The organism is Brevirhabdus sp. (assembly GCF_052826345.1).
This window is the reverse complement of record NZ_JBRBUA010000053.1, coordinates 1-11,953: the sequence shown is the minus strand read 5'-3', so window position 1 is coordinate 11,953 and position 11,953 is coordinate 1. Positions and strand designations below refer to the sequence as shown.

Annotated in this window: 14 protein-coding genes; 3 read left to right on the top strand and 11 right to left on the bottom strand. The window is 66.5% G+C overall.

Annotated elements, in window-relative coordinates; genetic code table 11:
- Nucleotides 1-691: phosphoenolpyruvate carboxykinase (ATP) (locus ACU0BR_RS06320; RefSeq protein ID WP_446156001.1), on the top strand; the 691-nt coding region annotated here is incomplete at its 5' end.
- A gap of 88 nt (nucleotides 692-779) precedes the next feature.
- On the opposite strand, the gene ACU0BR_RS06315 is transcribed toward ACU0BR_RS06320, so the two are convergent.
- The gene (locus ACU0BR_RS06315; RefSeq protein ID WP_446156002.1) at nucleotides 780-1,562 is read right to left on the bottom strand and encodes a sulfite exporter TauE/SafE family protein; all 783 of its coding nucleotides are present in this window, start codon (nucleotides 1,560-1,562) and stop codon (nucleotides 780-782) included.
- A gap of 166 nt (nucleotides 1,563-1,728) precedes the next feature.
- Between ACU0BR_RS06315 and ACU0BR_RS06310 the strand changes: the two genes are divergently transcribed.
- Together ACU0BR_RS06310 and ACU0BR_RS06305 are read left to right on the top strand one after the other, a co-directional pair.
- Nucleotides 1,729-3,417, top strand: a complete 1,689-nt coding sequence (locus ACU0BR_RS06310; RefSeq protein WP_446156000.1) for an acyl-CoA dehydrogenase family protein — start codon at nucleotides 1,729-1,731, stop codon at nucleotides 3,415-3,417.
- 132 nt (nucleotides 3,418-3,549) lie between these two features.
- A complete protein-coding gene (locus ACU0BR_RS06305; RefSeq protein WP_446155999.1) occupies nucleotides 3,550-4,584 on the top strand; it encodes an SDR family oxidoreductase in 1,035 nt (344 codons plus the stop codon).
- Nucleotides 4,585-4,602: 18 nt separating this feature from the next.
- Here ACU0BR_RS06305 and recO read toward each other — a convergent pair whose 3' ends face one another.
- The 10 genes from recO to ACU0BR_RS06255 all read right to left on the bottom strand — a co-directional run.
- Complete coding sequence (gene recO, locus ACU0BR_RS06300) at nucleotides 4,603-5,331, bottom strand: DNA repair protein RecO (protein WP_446155998.1); 729 nt, start codon at nucleotides 5,329-5,331, stop codon at nucleotides 4,603-4,605.
- Between the two features lie 9 nt (nucleotides 5,332-5,340).
- Nucleotides 5,341-5,673: a DUF1491 family protein gene (locus ACU0BR_RS06295; protein ID WP_446155997.1), complete on the bottom strand. Its 333-nt coding sequence runs from the start codon at nucleotides 5,671-5,673 to the stop codon at nucleotides 5,341-5,343.
- A gap of 69 nt (nucleotides 5,674-5,742) precedes the next feature.
- The gene (era, locus tag ACU0BR_RS06290; RefSeq protein WP_446155996.1) at nucleotides 5,743-6,657 is read right to left on the bottom strand and encodes a GTPase Era; all 915 of its coding nucleotides are present in this window, start codon (nucleotides 6,655-6,657) and stop codon (nucleotides 5,743-5,745) included.
- Nucleotides 6,650-7,339, bottom strand: coding sequence for a ribonuclease III (rnc, locus tag ACU0BR_RS06285; protein WP_446155995.1), 690 nt, complete (start codon nucleotides 7,337-7,339; stop codon nucleotides 6,650-6,652). Before rnc ends, era begins: the two co-directional genes overlap by 8 nt.
- Entirely contained in the window at nucleotides 7,336-8,127 is a 792-nt protein-coding gene (gene lepB, locus ACU0BR_RS06280) for a signal peptidase I (RefSeq protein WP_446155994.1), read from the bottom strand. Before lepB ends, rnc begins: the two co-directional genes overlap by 4 nt.
- A 112-nt stretch (nucleotides 8,128-8,239) precedes the next feature.
- Nucleotides 8,240-8,674 (bottom strand): holo-ACP synthase, encoded by a 435-nt coding sequence (gene acpS, locus ACU0BR_RS06275; RefSeq protein WP_446155993.1) that lies wholly within the window; start codon nucleotides 8,672-8,674, stop codon nucleotides 8,240-8,242.
- On the bottom strand, nucleotides 8,671-9,078 hold the full coding sequence (locus tag ACU0BR_RS06270) for a hypothetical protein (RefSeq protein ID WP_446155992.1): 408 nt from the start codon (nucleotides 9,076-9,078) through the stop codon (nucleotides 8,671-8,673). Before ACU0BR_RS06270 ends, acpS begins: the two co-directional genes overlap by 4 nt.
- Nucleotides 9,079-9,182: 104 nt before the next feature.
- The gene (locus ACU0BR_RS06265) at nucleotides 9,183-9,953 is read right to left on the bottom strand and encodes a pyridoxine 5'-phosphate synthase (RefSeq protein WP_446155991.1); all 771 of its coding nucleotides are present in this window, start codon (nucleotides 9,951-9,953) and stop codon (nucleotides 9,183-9,185) included.
- Between the two features lie 44 nt (nucleotides 9,954-9,997).
- Nucleotides 9,998-10,651 carry a DUF2062 domain-containing protein gene (locus ACU0BR_RS06260; protein WP_446155990.1) on the bottom strand — a complete coding sequence of 218 codons (654 nt, stop codon included), beginning with the start codon at nucleotides 10,649-10,651 and terminating at the stop codon, nucleotides 9,998-10,000.
- Between the two features lie 27 nt (nucleotides 10,652-10,678).
- A partial coding sequence (locus tag ACU0BR_RS06255) for a RelA/SpoT family protein (RefSeq protein WP_446155989.1) occupies nucleotides 10,679-11,953 on the bottom strand: 1,275 nt, incomplete at its 5' end.

Below are 11,953 nucleotides of genomic sequence, written 5' to 3'. Positions count from 1 at the left end.
GGTCTACGACCCCGTCACGCTCGAACTGGACTTCGACGATGACAGCCTGACGGCGAACATGCGCTGCGCCTATCCGCTGCACTATATCTCGAACGCATCCTCCACGGGGTTGGGCGGTCATCCCAAGAACATCATCATGCTGACCTGCGATGCCTTCGGCGTGCTGCCCCCGATCGCACGGCTGACGCCCGCGCAGGCGATGTACCGCTTCCTGTCCGGCTTCACCTCGAAGACGCCGGGCCCCGAGATCGGCGTGACCGAGCCGATCCCGACATTTTCAACCTGCTTCGGCGCACCGTTCATGCCGAGGCGGCCCGAGGTTTACGGCAACCTGCTGCGCGACAAGATCGCGAGCCACGGCGCAACCTGCTGGCTGGTCAACACCGGCTGGACCGGCGGCGCCTATGGCGAAGGCAGCCGGATGCCGATCAAGGCCACGCGCGCGCTGCTGTCGGCGGCCCTGGATGGGTCGCTGGCCAGGGGAGAGTTCCGCAAGGACCCCAACTTCGGCTTCGAGGTGCCGGTTTCGGTTTCCGGCGTGGCGGACATCCTGCTCGACCCGCGCCGCACCTGGGAAGACCCGCAGGCCTATGACGCGCAGGCGCAAAAGCTGGTCAAGATGTTCGCCGACAACTTCGCCCAGTACGACGCCCACATCGACGAGGAGGTTCGCGCGGTCGCCATCGGCTGACCCCGCGTCCGGCCGACAGGCCTCGCCCAGCTTCGCCGCCCGCACAGGGCGGCGGATGCCTCCGGCGGGGATATTTTCAACCAGAAGATCAGCCGAACAGCCCGCGCCGGATCAGATTCGCCCCGGCCAGCACCAGAACCACGAGGGTGAAGCGGCGAAACCGCGACTGGTCCATGCGGTCGTGGGCCGCGAACCCGGCCATGAGCCCCAGAAGGGCGGGCAGCACCATCGTGACCGACAGCGGCAGGGTCTGCATCGTCAGCACGCCCGAGCGGATATGCGCCAGCAGCAGCACGACGCCCCCGATCCCGAAAATCACCCCCTGGATGCGCAGTTGCTCGGACTTCGGCGTCTCCATCGCGGTCAGGTAGATCACCGTCGGCGGCCCCCATGACCCCGAGAGGCCGCCCACGAACCCCGCAAAAGCCGCGATCGCGGCCTCCGCCCGTTGGCGGTGCCGCGGACGGATCGCGGGCATCCGGCCGACCAGCTGGATCGCCGCGAGCAGAGAGATGACGATGCCCAGCGTCAGGAACAGCGTGGCCTGCGGCAGCGAGGTGACCAGCTGCGCGCTGAGCGCGATGCTCACCAGCATGATCGCGAGGAAGACGCGGTATTTCACCAGCCCGTCCCAGGCCTCGGCCCACCCGCCGCGCAGCGCCTGCCAAAGGTTGGTCAGCACCGTCGGCACCAGCAGCGTCGCCAGCGCCAGTTCCGCCGAAAGATAGGATGCGGTGACCGAGATCATGATGGTGGGCATCGCGAAGCCGACCGCCCCCTTGACGAAGCCCGCGACGATCGCCACGGCCACGGTCAGCCAGAAATAGAGGGGATCTAAGCCCAGGATCACGCTGTCGACCTGCCTTGGCACCAAGTTGGTCGCTGCTTGACAGATAAAGCGCCCGGAGGGAAGCCGCGGCGACAGGGCATAGTTGGGGACATAAAAGTTCAAAAGAAGTCAATTGACGGATGTTATATTGCGCTGCGCGTGCAAAGCCGCTATGCAGCATGAAGCCAGACGAGACAGGAGACCGAGGATGCCGCATGATGGCCAGGACATGACCCTTTCCCGGAACGACGTTGCTGTGATCGACGGTCTTCTTGATCTGACGGGCGAGGCCGCCGAGCGCGTGGCCGACACGCTTCGCACCGCCACCGCCGCACTGCGCGCCGAGCTGAGCGACGATGCCGCGGACGGCGGAGGGCTGTCCGCCGCGAGGATGGAACTCGAACAGCACCGGGCCCACGGGCTGGCCTGGCTGGCCACCTATTCCCAGGCGCTGACGCAGATGCAGCACTGGGCGCAAGCCCTGACCGGCGACGCGCGCTTTGGCGAGATCGAACAGCTGATCCACCAGATCGCCTTTGGCGAATACCTCAACCAGATCGCGGGCGGCATCCCGATGAGCCAGACGGAAATGCTGCGCCTGCCCGAACTGGGGCAGGAGATGCCTGCAAGCTCCGCGATCGCGACCCTGATGCGGCACGCCAACAGCGCCGCCGCACGGCGTCGGCTGGTGCAACTGATGCAGGAGCAGGCGGCCCACCCCACCCTCGGCGCCAGCGGGCTGGATGAAGAGCTCGAGATGATCCGCGCGCAGTTCCGCCGCTTCGCCGTCGAACAGGTCGAACCCCATGCGCATGAGTGGCACCTGAACGACGAGCTGATCCCGATGGAACTCATCGACGCGCTTGCGGAAATGGGGGTCTTCGGCCTGACGATCCCGGAAAACCTCGGCGGGCTGGGCCTGTCGAAAGCGGCGATGGTTGTCGTGTCGGAGGAACTGTCGCGCGGCTACATCGGGGTGGGATCGCTGGGCACCCGGTCCGAAATCGCGGCGGAGCTGATCCTGTGCGGCGGCACGGACGATCAGAAATCGCACTGGCTGCCCCGGATCGCGTCGGGAGAAATCCTGCCCACGGCCGTCTTCACCGAACCCAACACCGGGTCCGACCTGGGCGCGCTGCGCACCCGCGCGCTCAAGCGCGGCGACGATTACGAGGTCACCGGCAACAAGACCTGGATCACCCACGCCGCGCGCACCCATGTGATGACACTGCTGGCGCGCACCGATCCCGACAGCACCGATCACCGCGGCCTTTCGATGTTCCTCGCCGAAAAGACGCCCGGCAGCGACGAGACCCCCTTCCCCACCCCCGGCATGACCGGCGGCGAAATCGAGGTGCTGGGCTACCGCGGCATGAAGGAATACGAACTGGCCTTCGACGGCTTTCACGTCGACGGCGCCAACCTGCTGGGCGGCGAGGAGGGGCGCGGCTTCAAGCAATTGATGCAGACGTTCGAATCCGCCCGCATCCAGACCGCCGCACGTGCCATCGGGGTGGCGCAATCGGCGCTGGACCTCGGCATGCAATACGCACAGGAGCGCAAGCAATTCGGCAAACCCCTGATCGACTTTCCGCGCGTGGCAGACAAGCTGGCGATGATGGCGGTCGAGATCATGGTGACCCGCCAACTGACCTATTACAGCGCCCGTGAAAAGGATCAGGACCGGCGCTGCGATCTCGAGGCGGGCATGGCCAAGCTGCTGGGCGCCCGCGTGGCCTGGGCGGCGGCGGACAACGCGCTGCAGATCCACGGCGGCAACGGCTTTGCGCTGGAATACAGGATCAGCCGCGTCCTGTGCGATGCCCGCATCCTCAACATCTTCGAGGGGGCCGCGGAAATCCAGGCCCAGGTCATCGCCCGGCGGCTGCTCGCATGACCCGGCGTCGCTGATCCCCGCACGCCCTTGATGCGCGGCCCCGTCAGGCTAAGCTGTCGGTCGGCCCTGCGATGACGGCGGATGACGACGGCAGATGATGACGGGCAGGCGGGGCGCAGACAGGGGACATGGATGACAGCTTCTTCGACGGTGCTTTTGACCGGGGCGACCGGCTTTATCGCCAAGCATATCGTGATCCGCCTGCTCGACGCGGGCTACCATGTGGTCGGGACCCTGCGCAGGCCGGATCGCGGCGAAGAGGTGCTTCATGCAGTCCGCCCGCATGTGAAGGATCCCGACACCCTCTCCGACCGCTTGCGGTTCGTGGTGCTGGATCTGACCAGCGACGAAGGCTGGGCGGAGGCATTCGGGGGGGTCGATATGCTGATCCACAGCGCTTCTCCCTTTCCGCTGGACGAGCCCGAGGATGAGCAGGCCCTGATCGCCCCCGCCGTCGAGGGGACGCTGCGCGCGCTGCGCCACGCGCACGACAACGGGATCGCGCGGGTGGTGCTGACCTCCTCGGTGGCGGCCGTTGCCTACGGCGATCTGCCGGAGGGCAAATCCGTCTACGACGAGGAGGACTGGACCGATCCCGCCAGCCCCGCCGCGACCGCCTATGTCCGCTCCAAGACCGCGGCCGAGCGCGCGGCCTGGGACTTCCAGCGCAATGAGGCACCCGGGATGAAACTCACGACCATCAATCCCGCACTGGTGCTGGGGCCTCCGCTGGACGAGAATTACGGCAGCTCCATCAAGGTCGTGGAACGCCTGTTGCGCGGGCGGGATCCGATGATCCCGAATTTCGGCTTCGCCGTCGTCGACGTGCGCGATGTGGCCGAGATGCATGTCCGCGCGCTGTCGCGTCCGGAAACCGCGGGCAGGCGCATACTGGCAAGCTCGGGCTTTCTGTGGCTTGCCGACATCGCGCAGATGCTGCGGCGCAAATACCCCGACCGCGACATCGCCCGGCGCCGCGCGCCCGACCTGCTGATCCGCATTCTGGGACGCTTCGACAAGACGCTGCGCGGCATCGTGCCGATGCTGGGCCAGCGCAAGGAGATCTCGAACCTGCGCGCACAGCGCGAACTCGACATGAGCTTCATTCCGGCCGAGGAGGCGGTGATGGCATCGGCCGATTACATGGTCACGCATCATCAGGTGTAGATGCACCCGCCGGATCTTCTAGCGCCCGCTCAAACGCGCCAGCTGATCCAGCAGGCGCTGGCGCGCGGGCGGAAGCGGGCGATCGCCCAGCGAAGGCGCCAGCCGATGCGCCAGAAAATGCCCCGTGGTCCGCAGCCCCGCCAGTAGATCGCTCACCCCCGCGGCCCCGGCCCCCGACAGGCACGCCGGGTTGGGCAGCAGCTGCTCACGCCACGGGCCCGCGGCCCCGGCACTGACCGCGCGCCCGCTGCGCGGCGAAACATAGAGGAGATCCGACGCGCCGCCCGTCACGGCACAGCGCGACAGATCCAGCCCGAACCCCAGCTCTTCCAGCAGCAAAACCTCCCAATGCAGGTAATCAAGCGGCCAGCCGGGGGTCTGCTCCAACGCGTCCAGCAACGCGATGCTCAACGTATAAAGCCGCGGGTGCGGCTCCCGCTCCGGCAGGGCGAAAACGACCAGCGAACAGACCGCGTTCAGCCCCGCCAGCGCAAGCCGGTCCGCCAGCAGCGCCGACCGCGATTGCACGGGCTCCACCACGAAGGCGCCCAGATGGTCTTCCAGCCGTGCGTGCCACCGCAGGTCGAGCTGCGCCCCGGGTTGCAGCACCGGCGCCAGGCGGCGCCCTGCGCCACCACGCACCACCCCCGCGTGCCGCCCGTGATCCCGGGTCAGCACCTCGATGATGGCGGCGTTTTCACCGTGGCGCCGCACGCTCAACACCGCGCCCTGATCGCGCCATTCCATCGCGAAACGCTACTCCGCCAGGCCGGGCTCGTCCAGCAGATGGCGGCCCTGCCGGTCCTCCACCTCGATGATCCACAGATCGGGATCGAACGCGCGCTGCCGGTCGAGCGCCTGCTCGACCTCTGCGTCCGCACCCTCGGCCAGGATCACCCAGCGACGCGCGCCGCTCATCGGATCGAACGCCCGCTGGAACGCGCGGGCCTGCCCGTCCAGCGTATTCATCTTGACGATGACCGCCCCGGAGGTGGCATCGCCGCGCGCCACCACGAAGGCCGGAACATCGATCAGCCGAAGCCGCTTCAGATAGGCGTCCACCCAGAAGCGCGCTGTCAGGCGGTCCATCCCGCGCCCCGGCTCATTGTCGCGGAAATATTCCCGCCGGAGGCTCCGCCCCCCGCCACCTGGCGCAGGTTACGTCTGGTCGCCATCGCGGTAATCCAGCCCCATCTCGGAATAGCGCGCGCGCTCTTCCAGCCAGTTGGGCCGGACCTTGACCTGAAGGAAAAGATGCACCGTGCGTTCCAGAAACTCCCCGATCTCGGCGCGGGCGGACTGGCTGACGGCCTTGATCGTCTCGCCCTTGCGACCCAGGATGATGCCCTTGTGCCCGTCGCGTGCGACATAGATCACCTGATCGATGCGCGTGGTGCCGTCGGGGCGATCCTCCCACTTCTCGGTTTCGACCGTCAGCTGATAGGGCAGCTCCTGATGCAGGCGCAGCGTCAGCTTTTCGCGGGTGATCTCCGCGGCGATGCTGCGCATCGGCACGTCGGCGATCTGATCTTCGGGATAGAACCATTCGCCCTGCGGCAGTTCCTCCGCCAGCCAGCCGCGCAGATCATCCACGCCATAGCCCTTTTCCGCCGAGATCATGAAGGTCTTCACGAAGGGATAGGCCGCGTTCATCTCTTCGGTCAGCGCCAGAAGCTCCCTGGCCTCGACCCGGTCGATCTTGTTGATGGCCAGCGCCACGGGCCGGTGCCCGCCGCGCTCCTTCAGCGCGGCCAGGATGGTCTGCACCCCCTCGCTCATGCCTCTGTGCGCCTCGATCAACAGCACGACGATATCGGCGTCGGAGGCGCCCGACCAGGCCGCCGCCACCATCGCGCGGTCGAGCCTCCGGCGCGGGCGGAACAGCCCCGGCGTGTCGACAAAGACGATCTGCGCCGCGCCTTCCATCACCACGCCGCGGATGCGCGTGCGTGTGGTCTGCACCTTATGCGTCACGATGGAGATCTTGGCGCCCACCATCCGGTTCAACAGCGTGGACTTGCCCGCGTTGGGCTCTCCTATGAGGGCGACAAAACCTGCGCGCGTGTCACTCATCTTCGTTTTCCACCTGTTGCAGCAGGGCCTTGGCCGCCGCCATTTCCGCCTGCCGCTTGGAGCTGGCCTGCGACTTGCTGGTCTGGCCATCCTGCAGCCGGGCCTCGATGGTGAAGACGGGCGCGTGATCGGGCCCCTCGCGATCCACCTCGCGGTAGACGGGCGGCGCCTGCTTGCGCGCCTGCGCCCATTCCTGCGACGCGGTCTTGGGATCGCGCGCATCGTCCTCCACCTTGTCGAGCCGATCCGCCCAGAGCCGCAGGATCATCGCGCGCGCGGCATCGAAACCGCCGTCGCGGTAGACCGCCGCGATCACGGCTTCCATCGCATCACCCAGCAACGCCTCCTTGCGGCGCCCACCCGACAGCATCTCCGACCGGCCGAGCTTCAGCACGGCGCCCAAATCGACCTTGCGCGCCACCTCGGCACAGGTTTCCTTGCGCACCAGCGCGTTGAACCGCGGCGCAAGCTGCCCTTCGCTGGCGCCGCCATCGGCATCCAGCAGCGCCTCCGCCATCACCAGCCCCAGCACCCGGTCGCCCAGAAACTCCAGGCGCTGGTTGTGGCTGCGGTTGGGCGTGGCGATCGACGCATGCGTGACCGACTGGATCAACAAGTCCGGCTTGTTGAACCGATAGCCGATGCGGTGGCAAAAATCCGAGAGATCGCCCGAAAGCTTCACTGGATCGCCTTGAAGAACCGATCGGGACGCCAGGTCCAGAAAAACAACATCGAGCGGCCCGCCGAAGAAAAGATCACCCGGTCCGCGCGGCCGATCAGATATTCACGCGGCACGAACCCCACGCCGCCCACCGATTGCGAGAACCGGCTGTCCTGCGAATTGTCACGGTTGTCGCCGATGAAGAAATAATTGCCTTCGGGCACGGTAAAGACCGGGGTGTTGTCGCCGAACCGCCCGTCGACGATGTTCAGGATCGAATGTTTGACGCCGTTGGGCAGCGTCTCGATATAGCGATCCTTCACGCATTCCGCCCCGATCCCCACCGGGATCGCATCCTTGCACGACGGCAGATTGCCGATCGGCCCCTGTTTTTCGTAAGGCTCGATAAACTGGCCCGCGGGTTCCTGCGGCACGGCCTCGCCGTTCAGGAACAGCTGCCCGTTCTTGAACTGCACCTTGTCGCCCGGCAGGCCGATCAGGCGCTTGATGTAATCCTGATTGTTGACCGGATGGCGAAACACGATGACATCGCCGCGCTCGGGTTCTGACGACAGGATGCGCCCGGAAAAGGGACAAGCGGAAAACGGGCAGGAATAGCGCGAATAGCCATAGGCCATCTTGTTGACGAACAGGAAATCACCGATCAGGAGCGTGTCCTTCATCGACCCCGAGGGGATCCAGAACGGCTGAAAGAAGAGCGTGCGGAAGATCCCCGCGATCAGCAGCGCCCAGAACACCGTCTTGAATGTTTCGACGAACCAGTTGTCGTCCTTCTTCGTCTCCGCCATTCATTCAGCCCCCGATTTTGCTGTCGCTACATGAAAGCCTCGCCCCGCGGAGTCAAGCAGGCGCGTGCGCGCAGGCCGTGCCGTCACGGCGCCGCGCGCGCCGTCCCCCGGATCACCCGAGGGGCGGCAGGGGCGGCGCGGGCTTCCCGTTCACCGGGCGCGCCTCGATCACCACGAAGGCCTGCGCCCAGGGGTGATCGTCGGTCAGGGTGACGTGAATGACGGCCTGCGTCCCCTCGGGCGTCAGCTCGTTCAGCCGCTCCTGCGCCCAGCCCGTCACCTGCATCACCGGCTGGCCGGTCGGCAGGTTGCTGACGGCCATGTCCTTCCAGCTGATGCCCATGCACAATCCGGTGCCCAGCGCCTTGGAACAGGCCTCCTTCGCGGCCCAGCGCTTGGCGTAGGTACCGACGGTATCGCGCCTGCGCTCCGCCTTGCGCTGCTCGCCGGGGGTGAAGACGCGGTTGCGGAAACGGTCGCCGAACCTGTCGAGCGTGCGCGCGATACGGTCGATATTGGCCAGATCGGTGCCGATGCCGATAATCATTCCCCGGCCACCACCACCGTGCCGCGTGCCTGATTTACATCCAGCACAAAGGGCTTCGGCACATAGGTGCCGTCGACGAAGGCCATGGCGGGCACGCGCATCCGCAAACCCGTCTCGGGCAGATATCGCGCCTCGATCGTCGGCACGTCGATGGCGCCGAAGCCGATGTTGACCCCGTCCGATACCAGGGTGCAGGCCTCGAACGGCTCATCCGGGTCGGGGTGGATGACCATCAGGAAGACGGAACAACAGACGGGTTCGGCATTGTCCAGCGCGATCACGCGGATTGCCCCTTCGGCAAAGCTGCGCGTGGATGAGGTGACGGGAAAGATCAGATTACGCGCATTCGCGGCGTAGCTGTCGCAATCGCCAAGCTGCGCGGCCCCCCCCGGGTGCGCCGTCACAGCCAGCGCGCAGAGCGTCAGCGCGAAATGGCCCGCCCCCCTTGGGACGCACCTGAGCCGGGCAGCTACGGACCGGGCCGCGGCGGCCGAGCGGGGCCGCCGGATCATGCGGCGCCTTCGCTGCGGGCGGCATCCATCAAGGCACGCATCCGGGCGATGGCTGGGGCCAGGCCGGTGAAAATGGCCTCTCCGATCAGAAAGTGACCGATGTTGAGCTCTCTGACAGGCGGCAGCGCGGCGATCGGGGCCACGGTGTCATAGGTCAGCCCGTGGCCTGCGTGCACTTCCAGACCCAGCTCGGCCCCCAGCGCCGCCATTTCGCGCAGACGCGCAAGCTCCGCCGCGGCGGCCTCGCCCTGCCCCTCGGCGCTCAGATCGCAAAAGGCGCCGGTGTGAAGCTCGATCACCGGGGCGCCGATCCGGGCCGCGGCCTCGATCTGTGCGCGGTCGGCACCGATGAAGATCGACACCCGGCTGCCCGCCTCTGCCAGCGGCGCGATAAAGGCGCGCAGCCGCGCCTCCTCTGCCAGAACGTCCAGCCCGCCCTCGGTCGTGCGCTCCTCCCGTTTTTCGGGCACCAGGCAGACGGCATGGGGGCGGTGGCGCAAGGCGATGCGCTGCATTTCGTCGGTCGCGGCCATTTCCAGGTTGAGCGGCACCCTCAGCCGTTCCATCAGCCGGTCGATGTCGCTGTCGGCGATATGACGGCGATCCTCGCGCAGATGCGCGGTCACGCCATCGGCGCCCGCCTCCTCCGCCAGCAACGCCGCGCGCACCGGGTCGGGATAGGCCCCGCCCCGCGCGTTGCGCACCGTCGCCACGTGATCGATGTTGACCCCCAACCGCAGCAACCCGCCGTCGTGCAATTGCGCCATCTCGTCCCCTCCGTCTTCGGCCCTGTGCCGATCCGCCGCCGACATTAATCGCTTTCGGTGACGTCGTCAGGCCGTTTGCCGGTTTTTTTGCGCAACTCCGAAAGCTTTGCCGCCAGCGCGCCCCTGCGCCGTTTCTGATAGGCCGAAATCAGGGAAACGCTCAGGAAATAGCAGATCAGCCCCGACACGATGCCGGGCGCGATGCCGCCGACCAGATAGGGCAGGAACACCTGGTCATAAAAGGCCGTCAGCCCGCTCCAGTCGGCGGGACGATGGGTGAAAAGCGCAAGCAGGTTGTTGCGCAGCCCCTCGCCCGCCGCCTTGAAGGTCTCGAAGAGGGAATATTTCACCTGCTCGTCCATGGTGGACCCGAGCAGGAAATGCCCGGTCTTCATCGAGACCACGGCGATCGGGATATAGGTCAGCGGATTGCCGAAGAACGTGCCCAGCAAGGCGGCCAGGATATTGCCGCGCGTCATCTTGGCCAATCCGGCCGCGATCAGGAAATGCAGCCCGTAGAACGGCGTGAAAGAGGTAAACACCCCCATGAAAATGCCGCGCGAGATCTTTTCGGGCGTGTCGGGCAGCCTGCGCAGACGATACCCCACGTAGGAGGCCGCCCGCCCCCAGCCGCCACGGGGCCACAGCATGTCGCCCAGTTTCTTGAGAAACGGACGGGGGTGTTTGCGTCTGAACACGCGGTAACTGGTCCCTTTCCGGCCCGGTTAAGGTTTCCTGTCGAGATCGCGGTAGCGCTGGATCGACGCCACCTCGTTATCCGCCTCCACCGCCATCATGACAGAGTGCAGATGCTCGGCGTCCCGGACCTCCACGTCGACAAGTAGCCGGAAATAATCCGGTTTTCGATCCACAAAGTGCAGATCCGAGATATTGGCCTTCTGCTCGCCGATGAGGGTACAGATCCGGCCGAGCGCCCCCCAGTCGTTGCCCAGGGTGACCTCGATGGTGACGTTGTGCACCGGCGCGTGCCGCCCCGAATGCCAATGCAGGTCGATCCAGCGGTCGGGCTTGCTTTCGAAGGCTTCCAGCGCGCCGCAGTCGATCGAATGCACGATGACGCCGCGCCCGCGATAGGTGATCCCGACGATGCGCTCGCCCGGCACCGGCTGACAGCACTGGGCGCGCTGAAGGCTCTGATTGTCGGCCAGACCCAGCACCGCGCGCGATTGCTCGACCTCTCCGGTGGGGCGGGCGACCAGTTCGGGGTAAAGCCGCTCAACCACCTCGCGCGCGGAAACCTCGGCGCTGCCCAGCCGGGCCAGCAGCTCCTCCGCATCGGGCAGCCCGTAGATGCGCGCCGCCGTGTTCAACGCCTTGTCGGTGGCCCGCTTGCCCAGATGCTCAAAGGCGACGCGGGCCAGCTCGCGCCCCAGCTTGATGAAGCGCGAGCGGTCCTCCTCGCGCAGCGACCGCCGGATCGCCGCCTTGGCCCTTCCGGTGGTGACGATGTCGAGCCATGTCGCCTGAGGGCGCTGTCCCTCGGCGGTGATGATGGTGATCGACTGGCCGTTTTTCAGCCGAGTCCACAGCGGCACGCGCAGCCCGTCCACCTTGGCACCGACGCAGCTGTCGCCGATCCGTGTGTGGATGGCGTAGGCGAAATCCAGCGGCGTCGCCCCGCGCGGCAGCTTGACCACATCGCCCTTGGGCGTGAAGCAGAAGACCTGGTCGGCGTACATCTCCAGCTTGACGTGTTCGAGGAACTCGTCGTGATCCTCGGCGCTCTCGAACCGCTCGGTCAGGCTGGAAATCCACTTGGCGGGATCGACGGCAAAGGGGTTTTCCACCCGGATGCCATCGCGATAGGACCAGTGCGCGGCCACGCCGGCCTCCGCCACCTCATGCATCTGGCGGGTGCGGATCTGCACCTCCACGCGCTTTCCGTCACGTCCCGAAACGGTGGTATGCAGGCTTCGGTAGCCGTTGGTCTTGGGCTGGCTGATGTAATCCTTGAACCGCCCCGGCACCGCGCGCCAGCG

Excerpts from the sequence above, each read along its gene's own strand:
- ACU0BR_RS06265 (WP_446155991.1), bottom strand. The coding sequence starts at position 9,953 with ATGGCGCAATTGCACGACGGCGGGTTGCTGCGGTTGGGGGTCAACATC.
- era (WP_446155996.1), bottom strand. The coding sequence starts at position 6,657 with ATGAGTGACACGCGCGCAGGTTTTGTCGCCCTCATAGGAGAGCCCAAC.
- ACU0BR_RS06305 (WP_446155999.1), top strand. The coding sequence starts at position 3,550 with ATGACAGCTTCTTCGACGGTGCTTTTGACCGGGGCGACCGGCTTTATC.
- lepB (WP_446155994.1), bottom strand. The coding sequence starts at position 8,127 with ATGGCGGAGACGAAGAAGGACGACAACTGGTTCGTCGAAACATTCAAG.
- acpS (WP_446155993.1), bottom strand. The coding sequence starts at position 8,674 with ATGATTATCGGCATCGGCACCGATCTGGCCAATATCGACCGTATCGCG.
- ACU0BR_RS06295 (WP_446155997.1), bottom strand. The coding sequence starts at position 5,673 with ATGGACCGCCTGACAGCGCGCTTCTGGGTGGACGCCTATCTGAAGCGG.
- recO (WP_446155998.1), bottom strand. The coding sequence starts at position 5,331 with ATGGAATGGCGCGATCAGGGCGCGGTGTTGAGCGTGCGGCGCCACGGT.
- ACU0BR_RS06310 (WP_446156000.1), top strand. The coding sequence starts at position 1,729 with ATGCCGCATGATGGCCAGGACATGACCCTTTCCCGGAACGACGTTGCT.